A 17,565-nucleotide genomic window follows, 5' to 3' on the forward strand; every position below is an offset into this window, starting at 1 on the left:
GGTCCGTCGCGCAACCGGGGGCGCGCACAGCCGCTCGCAGCGGCGCCCCCGGGCTCGTGCCGGAGTCAGACGCGCACCAGATTGCGCTCCTCGTCCGGGTCTTCGGGGCTGACGCCGTCGTCCTTCGAGGTCAGCTGCTTGTGCAGCTTCTCGCCCTCGACGTCGACGTTCGGCAGCAGCCGGTCCAGCCAGCGCGGCAGCCACCAGGCCTTGTGGCCGAGCAGGGCGAGGACCGCCGGCACAACGGCCATCCGGACCACGAAGGCGTCGAAGAACACCGCGATCGCGAGGCCGAAGCCGATCATCTTGATCATCTGCTCGCTGGACCCGATGAATCCGGAGAAGACGGCGATCATGATCACCGCGGCGGCGCTGACGACGCGGGCACCGTGCTGGAAGCCGGTGACGATCGCCGCACCCGGCCGCTCCCCGTGGACGTACGCCTCCCGCATGCGGGTGACGAGGAAGACCTCGTAGTCCATCGCCAGGCCGAAGACGACACCCACCATGAAGATCGGCATCATCGACATGATCGGCCCGGTCTGCTCGACCCCGAACAGCGATCCCAGCCAGCCCCACTGGAAGACGGCGACGACCGCGCCCAGTGCGGCGACGACGGAGAGCAGGAAGCCGAGGGCCGCCTTCAGCGGTACGAGCAGCGACCTGAAGACCACCATCAGCAGCAGGAACGCGAGTCCGACGACCAGGGCGAGGTAGGGCAGCAGGGCGTCGTTCATGCGCTGCGAGAAGTCGATGTTCATCGCGGTGGCACCACTGACGAGCACGTCGTCGCCGCTGGAGTCACGGATGGAGTGGACCAGGTCCTCGGTGGCGACCGAGGACGGACGGTCCTTCGGGATGACCGTGATCATCGCGGTGTCGCCGGCCTTGTTGAGCGTCGCGGGGGTGACCGCCGCGGCGCCTTCCAGGCCCTTGATCGCCTCGACCGTGCGGTCCGCGGCGCTCTTGTCGCCGTCGACGACCACCAGCAGCGGCCCGTTGAAACCGGGGCCGAAGCCGTCGGACAGCATGTCGTAGGCCTTGCGCTGCGTGGTGCTGACCGGCTGCGAGCCGTCGTCGGGCAGTCCCATCTCCAGCGACGCCGCCGGGATGGCGATGGCGCCGAGGCCCACCACACCGGCGAGCAGCACCATGACCGGCCGGCGCAGCACGAAGCGGGACCAGCGGGTGCCCATGTTCGGCTTGTCGGTGACCGGCTTGCCCTTGCGGACCTTGCGGCCGAGCACCCGCTTGCCGGCGAAGCCGAGCAGGGCGGGGATGAGGGTGAGCGCGATGAGAACGGCGATCACGACGGTGCCCGCCGCGGCGAAGCCCATCTTGCTGAGCATCGGAATGTTGACGACGGCGAGGCCGACGAGGGCGATGACCACGGTCAGGCCCGCGAAGACGACGGCGGAGCCTGCGGTGCCGACGGCCCGGCCGGCCGCGTCCTCCTGCTCACGCCCCTCGGCGAGTTCGGCCCGGTAGCGCGAGACGATGAAGAGGGCGTAGTCGATGCCGACCGCGAGGCCGATCATCATCGCCAGCGTGGAGGTGGTGGACCCGAGGTCGAGGACGTTAGCCAGTGCCGTGATCGTGGAGATGCCGATGCCGACACCGATGATCGCGGTGAGCAGCGGCAGCCCGGCCGCGACGAGCGAGCCGAAGGTGATGACCAGGACGACCGCGGCGATCGCGACACCGATGATCTCGCCCGCTCCGGTCTCCGGGACGGTCTGCAGCGCGTCGCCGCCGATCTCGACGGTCAGTCCGGTGCCCTGCGCCTGGTGGCCCGTCTTCTCCAGCGCCTCCCGGGTCTCGTCGGTCAGCTCCATGCCGTTGACCTTGTAGGTGACCGCGACGTAGGCCGTCGAACCGTCCTTGGAGACCGCGTTCGCGGTGTACGGGTCGGTGACGGAGGCGATCTGGTCGGAGCCGGCCTTGAGGTCGGCGACCGCCTTGTTCACCTCGGCCTTGTTGTCCGCCTGGGTCATCTTCTCGCCGCTCGGGGCCTTGAAGACGACACGTGCGGTCGCACCGTCGGGGCTGGCCCCGGGGAACCGTTCTTCCAGCAGGTCGAAGGCCTTCTGCGCCTCGGTGCCGGGTATCGAGAAGGACGACGAGGTGGCGGTGGACGCGGAGGCCGCACCGACCCCGGCGAGCGCGAGCAGAGCGACCCACAGCAGCAGGACGAGTTTGCGGCGCCGGAAGGCGGACCGCCCGAGTTTGTAGAGGAACGTGGCCACGAGGGCGTACTCCCGTGTGTGAGGTGAACAGGGCATGGGGAGCCGGCCCGACGACGAGAGCGGCGCGCGTCAGGTGGTGCGGGTCGTGCTGCGGGGAGAGGTGACGTGGGGAACGTCGGTCGCCGTGGGGCGGCGACGGGGCATCAGACTCCGAGGGCCGGCAGGACCACGGCATCGATGTATCGGTTGAGAAAGTCCCGGTCGGGGAGCCGGTCCTCGATCATCTGCCGGGCGACGAACGCGCCGACCAGCATGTGCGGCACGAAGTCCAGCGCGGGGCTGTCCGCACTGACCTCCCCGCGCTCCACCGCCCGCCGCAGCAGTGTGTCCAGCCCGGTGATCTCGGGCTCGATCAGCAGCTCCCGCAGGGCCTCATGGAGGTCGGGATTGCCGTGGATGGCCTGGGCGAGACCCCGCATCAGCGCGGAGTCCCTCTCCATCTGGCAGTCGTCGGTCTGGTCCAGCATCGCGTGGAAGTCACCACGCAGGCTGCCGGTGTCGATGTCGCCGACATTCACCGGCTTGCTGTGCCGCAGGGCGGTGGCCACCAGCTCGGGCTTCCCGCGCCACTGACGGTAGAGGGTCGCTTTGCTCGATCGGGTCCGGGTGGCCACGGCGTCCATGGTCAGGGCGTCGTATCCGACTTCGCGCAACAGGTCCAGTACGGCCTCGTACAGCTCTGCCTCGCGCTCGGGGGTGAGCCGACTGCGTGTGGTCATGATCGGCCTCCCTCCATCCGAACGAAACGGTTTCGTACACCTCGAAGGTACCCCACCCCTCAGCGAAACGACAACGTTTCGCTTGTGTCGTGGATCACGGACCGGTTCCGGCCACACCGGATCCGGCCGGATTCACCCTGCCCCACGAGTTGCCGCGCCCCCTGCACACGGAAAGCATTGGAAGGTGAGCGACGACGTGGCGTACCTCCGTTTCCCGCATCTGCACGACGACTTGCTGTGCTTCGCCGCCGAGGACGATCTGTGGATCGCCCCTCTGGTGCCGCAGGGGCACCGGCCGGGACGGGCCTGGCGGCTCACCGTCGACCGGACCCGGGTCGGCCATCCCCGCTTCTCCCCCGACGGCCGGCACATCGCCTACACGACCTGGCGCAGCCTCGATCCCGAGATCCATCTCGCGCCCGTCGAGGGCGGACCGGCCCGCAGACTCAGCTACTGGGGCTCCACCGACACCCGGGTGTGCGGCTGGACCCCGGACGGCCAGATCCTCGCCGTCTCCTCGCACGCCCAGCCCTTCTCGTACTTCTCCTGGGCCTACAACGTCCCGACCGACGGAGCTCCCGGCGCGAAGCTGCCGTGGGGGCCCGTCGCGCACATCGCCGTCACCGACGTGGAGGCGGAGCGGCGCACCCTGCTGCTCACCGGCAAGCCGCCGCACGAGCCGGCGGCGTGGAAGCGCTACCGCGGTGGCGCCACCGGCCGGCTGTGGCTGCACGGCCGGCGACTCCTCGCCGACCTGGACGGGCATCTGGACTGCCCGATGTTCGTCTCCGGGCGGATCGCGTTCCTCTCCGACCACGAGGGCATCGGCAATCTCTACTCCTGCCTTCCCGACGGGAGCGATCTGCGGCGCCACACGGACCACGACGCGTTCTACGCCCGGCACGCCTCCAGCGACGGCCACCGGGTCGTGTACCAGTGCGCCGGGGACCTGTGGATCGTCGACGACCTCGGCCCGGAGGGGATGCCCCGCAAACTGGACGTGCGGCTCGGCGGACCGCGCGCCGGACGCCGCCCCTACCAGGTACCGGCCTCCAGCCACGTCGACTCGATCTCGGTCGACACGACGGGCCGGGCCAGCGCCGTCACCGTCCGCGGCAGTCTGTACTGGCTCACCCACCGGGACGGGCCGGCCCGGACGATCGCCGACACCCCGGGCGTACGCGTGCGGCTGCCCGAGATGCTCGGCACCGGCGGCCAGGTCGCCTACGTCACCGACGCGGAGGGCGACGACGCCGTCGAGATCGCCTACCTCCCGCGGGCGAGCGGCGAGCGCGAGCCGCGGCGGCTGGCCTCCGGCCGGCTCGGCCGGGTGCTGGAAATGGTGTCGGACCCGGACGGGGAGCGGCTCGCCGTCGCCGCGCACGACGGCCGGCTGCTGCTGCTCGACGCGGCGGAGGACTCCGCGGGCGAGACCACCGAGCTGATCCGGTCCCTCAACGGGCCGGTGCGCGATCTGGCCTTCTCCCCCGACGGGACGTGGCTGACCTGGTCGCACCCGGGCATCGGCCGTTCCCTGCGCCAGATCAAGATGGCCCGGATCGCGGACCGCACGATCGTCGATGTCACCAACGGCCGTTTCGAGGACGAGAATCCGGTCTTCACCAGCGACGGCCGCTATCTCGCGTTCCTGTCCTGGCGCGGCTTCGACCCGGTGTACGACGTGCACACCGGCGACCTGTCCTTCCCGCTGGGCTGCCGGCCCTACCTCGTACCGCTGTCCTCGGCCACGCCCTCGCCCTTCGCGCTGTCCCCGGACGGACGGCCGGCGGCCGGCGGCCTCGACCCCATCGACGAGTCCCTGCTGCCGACCGAGGAGGGAGCCGGTTCCAGCACGGTCATGGTGGAGATCGAGGGTTTGGAGAGCCGGGTGACGCCGTTCCCGGTCTCGGCCTCCAAGTACTCGGCGCTGTACCCGGTCAGCGGCGGCGGGCTCGTCTGGCTGCGCTGGCCGATCTCCGGAGCCCTGGGCGAGACCTTCGTGAATCCCGCCGACACCTCCGGGCGCCCCACGCTGGAGCACTTCGACATCGCCAAGGCCCGCAAGGCCGAACTGGTCGGCCACCTCGACTGGTTCGCGGTCAGCGGTGACGGCAGCAGACTGGTGGTCGTCGACGACGGCGATCTGCGGGCGGTGCCCGCCACCGAGTCGGGCGACAGCGACTCGACGGTCTACCTCGATCTGCGCCGAATCCTGCACGACGTGGACCCGGCGTCCGAATGGCGCCAGGCGTACGCCGAGGCCGGCCGGCTCATCCGCGCCTACTTCTGGGAACCGGGGATGTGCGGGATCGACTGGGACGCGGTGCTCGACCAGTACCGCCCGCTGGTCGAACGGGTCGCCTCACCCGACGAGTTCGCCGACCTGCTGCGTGAGGTGCTGGGCGAGCTGGGCACTTCGCACGCGTACGTCACCCCCGCGCGCCGCAACGAAGGTCCGCCGCACTACCAGCGGGCGATGGGCCTGCTGGGCACGGACCTGGTCTGCCGCGACGGGCAGTGGATGGTCAAGCGGATCCTGCCCGGCGACTCGTCCGACTCCAAGGCCCGTTCCCCGCTCGCCGGTACGGGCGTCCACCCGGGCGAGATCCTCACGCATGTGGACGGCCGGCCGGTGGACCCGGTCACCGGGCCTTTCCCCATGCTGGCCGCCGCGGGCGGAACGACGGTGGAGCTGACGTTCTGCCCGGCCGAGAACGAGGAGCGCTCGCGCCGGGTGGCTATCGTGCCGCTGATCGACGAACGCCCGCTGCGGTACCAGTACTGGGTGGCCAAACGCCGCGAAGTCGTACGGGAGTTGAGCGGCGACAAGTGCGGCTACCTCCACATCCCCGACATGGGCGGCTCCGGCTGGGCGCAGTTCAACCGCGATCTGCGGCTGGAGGTCTCCCGGCCGGCGCTGATCGTCGACGTCCGCGGCAACGCGGGTGGACACATCAGCGAGCTGGTGGTGGAGACACTGACCCGGAAGATCATCGGCTGGGACCTGACGCGGGACGCGCAGCCGGTCTCGTACGCCTCCAACGCGCCGCGCGGCCCGGTGGTCGCGCTGGCCGACGAGGCGACGTCCTCGGACGGCGACATGATCACGGCGGCGTTCAAACTGCTCAACCTCGGCCCCGTGGTGGGCAGTCGCACCTGGGGCGGGGTGGTCGGCATGACCGGCCGCCATCGGCTGGGAGACGGCACGGTGATCACGGTGCCGATGAACGCGGCCTGGTTCGACGCCTACGGCTGGTCGGTCGAGAACCACGGCGTGGAACCGGACCTGGACGCGCTGCGTTCGCCGCTCGACTGGGCGGAAGGCCGCCATGTCCAGCTGGACGACGCGGTACAGCTCGCCCTGGAGATGCTGACCCGGCAGCCGGCGGCGGAGCCTCCCGGCTACGACACCGCGCCGGACCTCCGCCGCCCCAAGCTCCCGCCGCGCTGAGGCAGTTGGACGCCGGGACGCGCAGATGAGGACCGGCGCCGCAGGCAAGAGGCGCATCCGCTCGCGCGGATGCGCCTCTTCAGTCACACGCAGCGTCAGGCGTTGCGGTCCTGACCGAACTGCTCACGCATGGGCTCTTCGCGGGGCGTCCGCTCACGCATCGGCTCCTCACGGGAGGTCCGCTCGCGCGGCTCCTCGTGGCCCTGCGGCCGACGACGCTCCTGCGGCTGCTGCTGACCCTGCGGGCGCCGGCGCTCCTGACCCTGCTGACCGCGCTGGGACGTCTCGTCCTTCGCGCCGGCCGGGGCCTGCTTGGCCTGGTTCTTGAGCTCCTGCGCCTTGTCCTTGAACTGGTCCTGAATGCCCATGCTTGTTCACTCCTAGAGGGGTGTGAGGGAGAGCGGGGACTGGTGTGCCCCCTGGGCCTCGACCAGCGTGGCACGCACGGACACGCTGCGCATTTCGATCAACTACGCTGCGTACGCGCCGCCTCGTCGGCCGCCCCTCCGGCACCCACAAGGCCCTTGGCAACACTGGCCAGACGCGGTTCGAAGCGCTTCATCTCGCGCTGTCCCACGAGCCCGATCACGGGCGGGAGATACCCGCGCAGCGACTGCATCCCGCGCAGCCACCACTGTCCGTAGACATGCGCCGAGCGCCGCTCGATCCCGGCCACGATGCGGTCGACCGCGGGGCCGAGCGGATATGTGCGGTTGGAGGGCCACGGCAGCCGCTGCCGCAGTTCGCGCATCACGTCGTCCTGGTCCGCACCGCGTACGAGGTCGGTGTCCGTCCAGGACAGATAGGCGACGCCGACCCGCACCCCGCGGTAGCCGACCTCGGCCCGCAGGCTGTGCGCGAAGGCCTCCACGCCGGACTTCGACGCGCAGTACGCCGTCATCATCGGCGCGGGTGTGATGGCGGCCAGCGAAGCAATCTGGAGGAGATAGCCCCGGCTCTCCACGAGGACGGGCAGAAATGCCCGCGCGGTGACGGCACTTCCGATCAGATTGACCTCGATGACCCGGCGCCAGGCGACGGGGTCGGAGTCCATGAACGGCCCGCCCGCGGCGACCCCGGCATTGGCGACCACGATGTCGACCTTGCCGAAGCGCTCCTTGACCTCCTGCGCGACCCGCGCCATCGCCTCGTGGTCGGTGACATCCGCGTACCAGTGGTCGCTCTCGCTGTGGAGACGTGCCGAGACCTTCTTCAACTCGTCGGGCTCCAGGCCCACCAGGGCGACCTTCGCACCGCGCGCCGACAGCTTGCGGGCCAGCAGCTCGCCCACGCCGCGGGCGGCGCCGGTGACGACGGCGACCTGTCCCTCCAGGCTCGTCCTGCTCATGCGGCCTCCTCCTTCACGCTCTTGATGTCCCCGTGGGTCACGCTCTCGGCGTCCCCGGAGGAGTCGGTGACCCCATGGGCACCGGCCAGCTCGCGGATCTTCGCGGTGACGGCCGCAGGGGCCTCCACCGGTGTCATGTGGCCCGTGCCGTCGAGCTCCACCAGCTCACGGCAGTCGGGCAGGTTGGCGGCGATCCGCCGGGCGTGCACCATCGGCGTGAGCCGGTCGGCGGTGCCCGCCAGCACCACGGTGGGGACGTTCAACTGCCGTACGCCGTCGTCGAGATCGAGACCGGCCAGCACCTGCGACCAAGCCACCCGGGCCGCCCGCGCACAGGCGTGGACGATCCTGGCGCACTCCTTCACCTGCCCGGGCGTGGCATCGGGCCCCATGGTCCCGTACTTGAGGAGCCGCCGGGACAGGGGCGTGACCGGCCCGAGCGGGGCGCGTGCCCCGAGCACCATGCCGGTGAGCCGGGTCCGCAGCGGACCGCGGCGCATCGGCAGCACCAGCGACTCCTCGACCAGCCGGGAACTGCCCGTGCTGCACAGCAGGACCGCGGCGGCGTGCTCCGCGAAGGCGGCCCGTCCCGCCGCCGCCATCAGGGTCATCCCGCCCATCGAGTGCCCGACGAGGACAGCTTTCTCACCGGGAGCCAGCGCGGCCGCGAGCACCGCCTCCAGATCGTCGGCGAGCACGTCCGTGCTCACGGCGGCGGCAGCGGTGCGGCCGTGGCCGCGCTGGTCGTAGACGACGACCCGGAAGTCACCTGCCAGGTCCTGGATCTGCGCGGACCAGAACTCGGTCGAACAGGTCCAGCCGTGGGCGAGGACGACGGCGGGCGCGCCGTCGGGGCCGTACACCTCGGCGTGGATGCGCGATCCGTCGGCCGAGACGGCGGTCAGTATGCGGTTCTCGGTCGGTGTACGGCTCATCGCACGGCCTCCGGCTGCTCGGTCGCGATGTCATCGGCGGACCCGGCGGACCCGGACGCGCCGGTCGCCGCGGCTTCACCGGCGGGTGCCGGCGCACCGGCCGGCACGGGCGCCCGCAGGATCTCGTACTCCGCGAGGTCCACCTCCCGCGTCGCCCGGCGGAACTCACCTGTCGTCCCGGGCCAGATGGTGGTGTTGCGCCCGCTCGCGTCGAGGTACCAGCTGGTGCAGCCGCCGGTGTTCCACACGGTGCGCTTCATCCGGTCCTGCACCCGGCGGTTCCAGGCGCCGACCGCGGACACCCTCGGGGTGAGCGCCTTGCGCCCGCCGAGGATGTGCAGCTGCCGCAGATAGTCGGCCATGTAGGAGAGCTGGGACTCGATCATCAGAATCATCGAGGAGTTCCCGAGGCCCGTGTTGGGGCCGATGATCGTCATCCAGTTGGGGAAGCCGGCGGCGGTGGCGCCGCGCAGCGACTGCATGCCGTCCTTCCACGCCTCCGCGAGGGTGATGCCGTCCGCCCCGACGACCCGGTCGGCGATCGGCAGGTCGGTGACATGGAATCCGGTACCGAAGATGATCACGTCGGCCTCGGTCTCGGTACCGTCGGCCGCCACCAGCGTGGAGCCGCGCACCTCCGCGAGCCCGGACGCCACGACGTCCACATTGGGGCGGGCCAGGGCCGGGTAGTACGTGCTCGACAGCAGGATCCGCTTGCAGCCGATGCGGTACGACGGGGTAAGCCTCGCCCGCAGCTCCGGGTCCTTGATGGACTTGGCGATATTCGCCTTGGCCAGGGACTCGACGAGCCCGAGCTCGTTCGGCCGCTTGGTGAACGCCTGGACCTGCAACTCCCTGATGCCCCACAGCAGTCCGCGCCGCGCTGCCCCGGTGAACGGCAGCTGCCGGTGCAGCCAGCGCTCGGCCCCGGTGATCTTCCGGTCCACGCGCGGCATCACCCACGGCGGGGTCCGCTGGAAGAGCGTCAGCTTCCCGGCCTCCGGCTGGATGGCGGGGACGATCTGGATGGCGGACGCCCCGGTCCCGATCATCGCCACGCGCTTGCCGCGCAGGTCGTAGTCGTGGTCCCAGCGGGCGGAGTGGAAGACCTGGCCGGGGAAGCCGGCGAGCCCCGGGATGTCGGGGACCTTCGGGTCGGACAGCGGCCCGGTCGCGGAGACGACGACGTCCGCCGTGAACGTGCCCTGGGACGTCTCGATCGTCCAGTGCAGCTTCTCGTTGTCCCAGGTCATCATCCGCACTTCGTGGCCGAGGCGGAGGTGGGGACGCAGATGGAAGGTGTCCGCGACATGTTCGAGGTAGGCGCGGATGTGCTCCTGGCCGGAGAAGGTGCGCGGCCAGTCGGGGTTGGGCGCGAAGGAGAACGAGTACAGATGCGAGGGCACGTCACAGGCACAGCCCGGATAGCTGTTGTCCCGCCAGGTCCCGCCGACGGAGTCCGCCCGCTCCAGGACGACGAAATCGGTGATCCCCTCGCGGCGCAGCCGGACCGCGGCCCCCAGGCCGCCGAACCCGGACCCGATCACCGCCACCCGCACATGTTCGTGCGCTGCCTGCTTCCCCTGGCCCATGCCGCCGCCTCTCGCTGAACGTCACAACCCGATCCGAAAACCATGCCAGCAATCACTGGCACAGTTGGGAGAGTAGAGCAGCGGCATACCGAGCGGTAGGGGTACGGCGCGACAAGTTACCGGCGGTACAACATAGGCTTCCCCCGTGGCTGAAGTACGCGAGTACCGCATGGAGGAGCTGGCCTCGAAGGCCGGCATCACGGTGCGCACCCTGCGCTTCTACCGCGAGCGCGGGCTGATCCAGCCGCCTCGCCGGGAGGGCCGTATCGCCTGGTACGACGAACACCACCTGGCCAGACTGCGCACGATCGCCGCACTCCTGGAGCGCGGGCACACCCTGAACGGGATAGCCGACCTCGCCACCGCCTTCGAGAGCGGACGGGACGTCGGGGAGGTGCTCGGCCTCGGCGAACCCACCGAGGAGACACCGGTGCGGCTGAGTCCCGAGGAACTCGCCGACTACTTCGAGGGCGAGGTCACCCCGGAGAACCTCGCGGCGGCCCTGGACCTCGGCTATCTCGCCACGGACGGCGACGAGATCGTCCACATCAGCCGCCGCCTGCTCGACGTGTCGGCGGCGCTCGTACGGGAGGGCGTTCCGCTGGCGGCGGTGCTGGACGCGGGCCGCCGGGTGCGGACGCACGCCGAGGCGCTGGCGGACCTGTTCGTCGAGGTCCTCAGCGCGCACACGGCCGCGTCGGACGTGGAGAAACTGCGGCCGCTGGCCAAGAGCGTGGTGGAAGCGGAACTGTCGATGGCGCTGGACCGCCGCCTGCGGGAGAACACGGGTCCGGCTCCGGCGGGGGACTGAGGCGAGGCGACGACGACCGGCAGCGCCGAGCACTAGAGCCGAGCCGGGCGCTGAGAGCCGGGCCGGGCCGGGCACAGCGAGCCGAGCCCGACCGATTTGCCTGATCGCTCGGCCCCGATCCACCCGCCCGGCCGACCGCACGCCGAGGGCCCCGCCCCTCGCTACCCGAGCGCCGACTCGTACGCCACACTCACCGGCGCATGGTCGCTCCACCGCTCCCCGTGCGACGACGCCCGCTCCACCCACGCCTTCACCGCACGCCCCGCCAGCCCCGGCGTCGCCACCTGGTAGTCGATGCGCCAGCCGGAGTCGTTGTCGAACGCCCGCCCGCGGTAGGACCACCAGGTGTACGGCCCCTCCTGGTCGGGGTGCAGCGCCCGCATCACGTCCACGTACTCCACCTCGTCGAAGACGCGGGACATCCAGGCCCGCTCCTCGGGCAGGAAGCCGGAGTTCTTGCGGTTGCCGCGCCAGTTCTTGAGGTCGGCCTCGCGGTGCGCGATGTTCCAGTCGCCGCACACGACGACCTCGCGCCCGTCGGCCGCGGCCCGTTCCTTCAGTCCGGCCAGATACGGCAGGAATTCGTCCATGAAGCGGGTCTTCTCGTCCTGCTTCGCCGTCCCCACCTCGCCGGACGGCAGATAGAGGCTGGCGACCGTGACACCGGGCAGATCGGCCTCGACGTAGCGCCCGCTGCCGTCGAACTCCTGCGACCCGAATCCGGTCCGCACCCGGTCCGGCTCCCGGCGCGTGTAGAGGGAGACTCCGGCGCGGCCCTTCGCGGCGGCCGGGGCGTGCAGCGTGTACCAGCCGTCCGGCTGCCGCACCTCCTGCGGAAGCTGCTCCGGCTCGGCCCGCACTTCCTGCAGACAGATCACGTCGGCGGCGGTGCCGGCCAGCCACTCCACGAAGCCTTTCCTGGCGGCGGCGCGGAGCCCATTCACATTCACGGAGGTCACGGTGAGCATCCGGGCACCTTACCCACGACCGCGAAAGCGCTGCACGTACGCTCGATGCCATGCATGTGCGCCCGGTTGCCTTCGACCACCCCGATGCCGCCAAACTCAACGACCAGGTCCAGCTCGAGTACGCCGAGCGGTACGGGGACGAGGGTGATGTGACGCCCCTCGACGCATCCATGTTCACCCCGCCGCGCGGCCTGTATCTGATGGCGTACGACGACCGGGACAGCCCGGTCGCCACCGGCGGCTGGCGGTCCCAGGACGCCGCGGGCGGTGAGGGGTACGAGGACGGCGACGCCGAGCTCAAGCGGATGTTCGTGATCCGCGAGGCGCGCGGCCTGGGCCTCGCCCGCAGGATCCTCGCGGCCCTGGAGGCGGACGCGCTGGCCGCCGGCCGGACCAGGATGGTGCTGGAGACGGGCACCGCCCAGCCCGAGGCGATCGCGCTCTACCTCTCCAGCGGGTACACCCCGGCGCCGCAGAAATTCGGCCACTACCGCGAGTACGACAGCAGCCGCTGCTTCGCCAAGGTCTTGTCGCGCTCCTGACAACCCACGCTTCCCGTGGCACTCTGCCTCACGCACGCCGATCCGCACCGGCTCATCCCCCACCCTGCCCGCGCGGCCTCACGCGCGGGCGCGGCAGAAGGAGACATGCGTGAGACGCCATCGCACCGCCGCCGGGATCCTGTTGACCGTCGGCACCCTGCTCGCAGGCGCCCTCTCGGCCGCCACCGCGCACGCCGCCCCCGCCCCCACACCCACCGCCTTCACCCAGCAGCACACGAAGGGCTTCTGGACCGCGGACCGGATGCGCGGCGCCACACCGCTCGACCTGCTGCCGCGTGAGCGACGCGGCACGCTCACGGCCCCGGCGCGGGCGGGTACACCGACCGTGATCCCGCCGACCCTGCCGTCCGGCACGGCATCCGGCACCTCCGTCCTGGCCTTCCCGCAGCCCGGCGGCCCCTGGACGGGCGGCGGCGCCGTGGTCAAGACGTCCGGCCGCGTCTTCTTCACCCTCCAGGGCCGGACGGCATCGTGTTCCGGCAACTCGGTCACCAGCCAGAACGGCAGCACGGTGATCACCGCGGGCCACTGCGTGAAGTACCAGGGCACCTGGCACACCAACTGGGTCTTCGTCCCCGGCTACGACAACGGCCAGGCGCCGTACGGCCAGTGGTCCGCCACCCAGACGTTCTCGACACCGCAGTGGGTGGCGCGCGAGGACATCAACTACGACGTGGGCGCCGCGGTCGTCGCCCCGCTGAACGGAAAGACACTCGCGGCGACGGTCGGCGCGCAGGGCCTGAACTTCAACGGCGGCTACAACAAGGCGATGTACGCCTTCGGCTTCCCGGCGGCGGCCCCCTACGACGGCAGCAAGCTGATCCACTGCAGTGGCAACTCCTCCCGCGACTTCCTCTTCTCGCAGGACCACAGCCTCGGCTGCAACATGACCGGCGGCTCCAGCGGCGGCCCCTGGTTCACGTCCTTCGACGAGGCCACCGGCACCGGACTCCAGGCGTCGGTGAACAGCTTCGGCTATGTCTTCCTGCCGAACCGGATGTTCGGCCCGTACTTCGGCAACGACGCCAAGGCCGTCTACGACAAGGCGCAGGTGGCCTGACGCGCACGAGCCCCTGCCGGAACTCCCGGCAGGGGCTCATCACGTGGTGCGCCGCGTCAGGCGAGGGCGGCCTCGCCCGACGCCAGCGGCCACTCCCGGTTGAGGGTGCCGAGCGGGATGCGGTGCTGGAAGACGGGTGTGCCGAAGACGGACAGCTGGAGCTGGAGCCAGCCGCTCAGATCGACGCCGCCGTACAGCTTCCACGATCCGACGACGGACCCGGGCGTCGCGGACGCGGCGGCCTCACCGCGCAGATAGGGCGCGAGATCGGCGCTCACGCCGACCGCGCCGTACAGACCGATCGAGGCCTCGGCGCCGAGCGCGGCCTTGACCTTGCCCGCCGCGGTGACCTTCGCCCGCACCGGGGTGCCGGTCATGTCGGAGGTGCTGACCGGCTTCCAGCCCTCCGCCTTGGTGTAACCCCCGCCGACGCGGAAGCCGCCTTCGAGGTCCTGCGCGACCTCCACGCTGACGCTGCCGTCGGCGGCGACCTGGACGTAGACGGTGAGGTCGAGGTTGACCACGACCGGCACCGGACCGACCTGGATCACCGGGTCGGCGTGCAGCTTGGCGAAGGGGATCCGGACCGGCTTGTTGCCGGCCGTCAGCTTGCCCTTCAGCTCCCAGCCCGAGCTCCACCGCCCACTCAGCCCGAGGAACGCGGAGTCCGGCGAGAGCGCCGAGGACCCGTCATAGGAGAATTCGACCTCGGGCGCCAGCTGCACATGGCCGGCGACCGAGGCCGCACCGGCGACCGGCGCGCCTTCGGTGACCGGGAGCGGGACCGAGGCCCCGACGTCGATACGCAGGCTGCCGAGCGGCACCTTCGCGCCCTGCGGGCCGACGTGGACGTTGCCCTTCTTCGCCCACGAGACCTTGACGCCCTCGACGAGCGGCTCGACCTCGACGGCGGCGGGGTCGACCGGAACCGTGCCCCGCGCGGTGTCGTCCCCGAGCAGGGCGCCCAGCGTGGCCGGCTCCGTGGCGACCTCGGTCCCCCTGGAGGTCTTCCCGGCCACGTCGGTGACTTTGGCCAGCAGCCCGTCGGGGGCTCCCGGGGCGGGCCCGCTGGCGATGATGTCCCCGACCGCGGGGGCCTTCTCCGCGGGCTTCTGCGGCGATGTCCCGGTGCCCTCCGTGGAGATGACGGCCCGCCGCTTGGTGCGGTCGTACGAGGCGACCTTCAGCGGGGACTTGCGGGCCTGCCCGTCCCTGCCGGAGCGGGCAGCGGTGGTGGGCCTGCCCTCCGGCGCCCCGGCGACGGCGAGCTGCCGCGACGGGCCGGCCTCGGGCGTGGGAGCGGTGGTGCTCGGTAGGTCGGCGGCGGCCGGTGCGGTCGCCGTGGCGGCTCCCGAACAGCCGGTGGTCAGCAGGGATATGGAGGCCAGAGTCGCCAACAGGGCATGTCTGACGGACAGCTTGGGCACGTGGGAATCCTCGGAGCGTGTGGTGGGGGGTACGCGCAACAGGAAGGGACTCGCGAATACCGACGAGTAACAACCGGCCGTACGATCCCACACGCCGCGCAGCCGCCGGGGACGTTCCCGCGAACCCCGTGAATGACCTGTGTCACACCGTCACCACGGGGGCTCACACGCCTTTGTGATGCCGCGTCAGTGAGACGCCTTGCTCTCGTTCTCGTGCTCCCCCTCGGTGTCCACGTGCGGCAGGATCCGGTCCAGCCAGCGCGGCGTCCACCAGGCCGCGCTGCCCAGGAGCGTCATCACCGCGGGCACCAGCAGCAGCCGCACCACGGTCGCGTCGATGAGCACGCTCACCGCCAGCCCGAGGCCCATCATCTTGATCACGATGTTGTCGCTGACGATGAAGGCGGCGAAGACGCTCACCATGATCAGCGCCGCACAGGTGATCACCCGGGCCGTGATCTCCAGCGCGTGCGCGACGCTGGCCTTCGGGTCGCCCGTGCGCACCCAGGCCTCGTGGACGCGCGAGAGCAGGAAGATCTCGTAGTCCATGCTCAGACCGAAGACGATCGCGAACATCATCATCGGCACATAGCTCTCGATGGGCACCGTGCCCGACACCCCGAGCGCCGGGCCGCCCCACCCCCACTGGAAGACCGCCACGACCACGCCGTACGAGGCGGCGATGGACAGGACGTTCAGCACGGCAGCCTTGACCGCGACCAGCACTCCGCGGAAGACGATCAGGATGATGAGGAACGCGAGGGCGACCACCACGGCGATGATCACCGGCAGCCGGCTGGAGACGATGTCGAGGAAGTCGACCTGGGCGGCCGTCGTGCCGGCGACATAGCCCTTGGCGGGAGTGCCCGCGACCGCCTGGGGCAGGGCGTCGTCCACGAGGTGATTGGTCAGCTCGGTGGTTCGCTCATCCTGCGGCGCCTGCGTCGAGTAGGCCGTGCCGACGAGGACGTCGCCGTCCTGCGTCGGCTTCAGCGGAGTGATCAGCGCGGCGTTCGGGACATCCGTGAGCGCCTTCTGCGCCTGGCTCGCGAGCGCCGGCCGGTCGGCCGCGGCAACCGAGGTCTGGTCGATCACGATGGTCAGCGGCCCGTTGGAGCCCGGCCCGAAGGCGTCCGACATCAGGTCGAACGCCCGCCGGTCCGTGAACGACTTCGGATCCGCGCCGTCCCCGATGTGCCCGAGCTGGATGGAGAAGACCGGGATGGCGAGGACGGCGATGGTGATCACTCCGCCGATGAGGAACCACCAGGGCCGCCGCTCCACACGCATCGCGTACCGGTGCCAGGTGCCGTGCGCCTCCTGACCGGGTTCCGTGTCCGTCTCCGCGATGGGCTTGCGCACGTGGTACTTGTCGATCGCCCGCCCGATGAGTCCCAGCAGCGCGGGCACCAGGGTGAGCGCGCCCAGGACGGCCGAGACGACGGTGACGGCGGCGGCCACCCCGAGCAGCGCGATGAAGCTGATCCCGGAGACCGACAGACCCGTCAGGGCGATGATGACCGTGCAGCCGGAGACGAGCACCGCTCGTCCACTGGTCGCGACCGCCCTGCCGGCCGAGTCGACCGGATCGGCGCCGTCCATGAGGTTCTGCCGGTGCCGCGTGATCAGGAAGAGCGCGTAGTCGATCCCGACACCGATACCGATCATGGTGGCGAGCGTCGGCGAGACCGTGGCGAAGGTGAACGCGGCGGCGAGCAGTCCCAGCCCCGCGAGCCCGAAGATCACGCTGACCAGGGCCGTGACCAGCGGCAGTACGGCGGCGAGCACGCTGCCGAACCCGATCAGCAGCACCACGATCGCGACCCCGAAGCCGATGAGCTCACTGGTGTGGTCGTTGGCCTCCGGCCGTGCCAGCTCGCCGAGCTGCCCGCCGTACTCCACCTCCACCCCGGCGGCCCGCAGCGGCTCCACGGCCTCGTCGACACCGTCGAGGTACGACTCCTGCAGCGTGGAGGGCTGCACGGCGAAGCGGACGGTGATGTAGGCGGTCTCACCGTCGGTGGACAGCGGGCCGACGTTCGGCCCGGGCGGCGGGGGCGGGGGCGTGCTGCCCGGCGGCGGCAACGGGTTCTGGGCGGAGAGCACGTCCGGCAGCTTCTGCAGATTGCCGATCACCGTGGACATCTGCGAGCTGTAGGCGGTGAGCGGCTTCGCGGTATCGTGCAGCACGATCTGACTGCTGTACCCGCCGGCCGCGGGGTCGTGCGCCTTCAGTACGTCCAGCCCCTCCGTCGACTGGACACCCGGCAGCGCGAAGTTGTCGGAGTAGTCCCCGCCGTAGGCGTGGTTGAGCACCTGAAGCCCCGCCAGGCCGACCAGCCAGATCACGATCACCCAGATACAGCGCCGAGCACACCATTCACCGAGCCGACGCAGCATGGCTTCTCCCGACCGAGCGAGACCAAAGGGACATCAGGCATTAAA

The 17,565-nt window shown here is 70.8% G+C and carries 13 protein-coding genes; 4 read left to right on the forward strand and 9 right to left on the reverse strand.

The features are described from left to right. Nucleotides 1–65: 65 nt before the first annotated feature. Entirely contained in the window at nt 66–2,246 is a 2,181-nt protein-coding gene (locus OHA05_RS14975) for an MMPL family transporter (RefSeq protein WP_313945821.1), read from the reverse strand. Nucleotides 2,247–2,389: 143 nt separating this feature from the next. Then, a complete protein-coding gene (locus tag OHA05_RS14980) occupies nt 2,390–2,965 on the reverse strand; it encodes a TetR/AcrR family transcriptional regulator (protein ID WP_313945820.1) in 576 nt (191 codons plus the stop codon). Between the two features lie 184 nt (nt 2,966–3,149). On the opposite strand from OHA05_RS14980, the gene OHA05_RS14985 reads away from it, so the two are divergent. Beyond that, nucleotides 3,150–6,416, forward strand: a complete 3,267-nt coding sequence (locus tag OHA05_RS14985; RefSeq protein ID WP_328860849.1) for a S41 family peptidase — start codon at nt 3,150–3,152, stop codon at nt 6,414–6,416. A gap of 95 nt (nt 6,417–6,511) precedes the next feature. Here the strand turns inward: OHA05_RS14985 and OHA05_RS14990 are convergent, their stop codons facing one another. The 4 genes from OHA05_RS14990 to OHA05_RS15005 all read right to left on the reverse strand — a co-directional run bounded on the left by OHA05_RS14990 (nt 6,512) and on the right by OHA05_RS15005 (nt 10,291). Next, complete coding sequence (locus tag OHA05_RS14990; protein ID WP_328860850.1) at nt 6,512–6,784, reverse strand: hypothetical protein; 273 nt, start codon at nt 6,782–6,784, stop codon at nt 6,512–6,514. 98 nt (nt 6,785–6,882) lie between these two features. Next, nucleotides 6,883–7,764, reverse strand: coding sequence for an SDR family oxidoreductase (locus tag OHA05_RS14995; protein WP_328860851.1), 882 nt, complete (start codon nt 7,762–7,764; stop codon nt 6,883–6,885). After that, nucleotides 7,761–8,699: an alpha/beta fold hydrolase gene (locus tag OHA05_RS15000; RefSeq protein ID WP_313945816.1), complete on the reverse strand. Its 939-nt coding sequence runs from the start codon at nt 8,697–8,699 to the stop codon at nt 7,761–7,763. Before OHA05_RS15000 ends, OHA05_RS14995 begins: the two co-directional genes overlap by 4 nt. After that, nucleotides 8,696–10,291: a flavin-containing monooxygenase gene (locus OHA05_RS15005; RefSeq protein ID WP_328860852.1), complete on the reverse strand. Its 1,596-nt coding sequence runs from the start codon at nt 10,289–10,291 to the stop codon at nt 8,696–8,698. Before OHA05_RS15005 ends, OHA05_RS15000 begins: the two co-directional genes overlap by 4 nt. A gap of 169 nt (nt 10,292–10,460) precedes the next feature. Here OHA05_RS15005 and OHA05_RS15010 point away from each other — a divergent pair, with 169 nt between their 5' ends. Further along, entirely contained in the window at nt 10,461–11,102 is a 642-nt protein-coding gene (locus tag OHA05_RS15010) for a MerR family transcriptional regulator (RefSeq protein WP_328863398.1), read from the forward strand. A gap of 161 nt (nt 11,103–11,263) precedes the next feature. Here OHA05_RS15010 and OHA05_RS15015 read toward each other — a convergent pair whose 3' ends face one another. Further along, nucleotides 11,264–12,070, reverse strand: a complete 807-nt coding sequence (locus tag OHA05_RS15015; protein WP_328860853.1) for an exodeoxyribonuclease III — start codon at nt 12,068–12,070, stop codon at nt 11,264–11,266. Between the two features lie 50 nt (nt 12,071–12,120). On the opposite strand from OHA05_RS15015, the gene OHA05_RS15020 reads away from it, so the two are divergent. Both OHA05_RS15020 and OHA05_RS15025 read left to right on the forward strand, forming a co-directional pair. Next, on the forward strand, nt 12,121–12,612 hold the full coding sequence (locus tag OHA05_RS15020; RefSeq protein WP_313945813.1) for a GNAT family N-acetyltransferase: 492 nt from the start codon (nt 12,121–12,123) through the stop codon (nt 12,610–12,612). Nucleotides 12,613–12,721: 109 nt separating this feature from the next. Next, on the forward strand, nt 12,722–13,693 hold the full coding sequence (locus OHA05_RS15025; RefSeq protein ID WP_313945812.1) for a trypsin-like serine peptidase: 972 nt from the start codon (nt 12,722–12,724) through the stop codon (nt 13,691–13,693). Nucleotides 13,694–13,749: 56 nt separating this feature from the next. On the opposite strand, the gene OHA05_RS15030 is transcribed toward OHA05_RS15025, so the two are convergent. Both OHA05_RS15030 and OHA05_RS15035 read right to left on the reverse strand, forming a co-directional pair. Next, nucleotides 13,750–15,120 (reverse strand): hypothetical protein, encoded by a 1,371-nt coding sequence (locus tag OHA05_RS15030; protein ID WP_328860854.1) that lies wholly within the window; start codon nt 15,118–15,120, stop codon nt 13,750–13,752. A gap of 186 nt (nt 15,121–15,306) precedes the next feature. Continuing rightward, entirely contained in the window at nt 15,307–17,520 is a 2,214-nt protein-coding gene (locus OHA05_RS15035) for an MMPL family transporter (protein ID WP_328860855.1), read from the reverse strand. Nucleotides 17,521–17,565 lie beyond the last annotated feature (45 nt).

Source organism: Streptomyces sp. NBC_00306 (assembly GCF_036169555.1).
Classification (GTDB): Bacteria; Actinomycetota; Actinomycetes; order Streptomycetales; family Streptomycetaceae; genus Streptomyces; species Streptomyces achmelvichensis.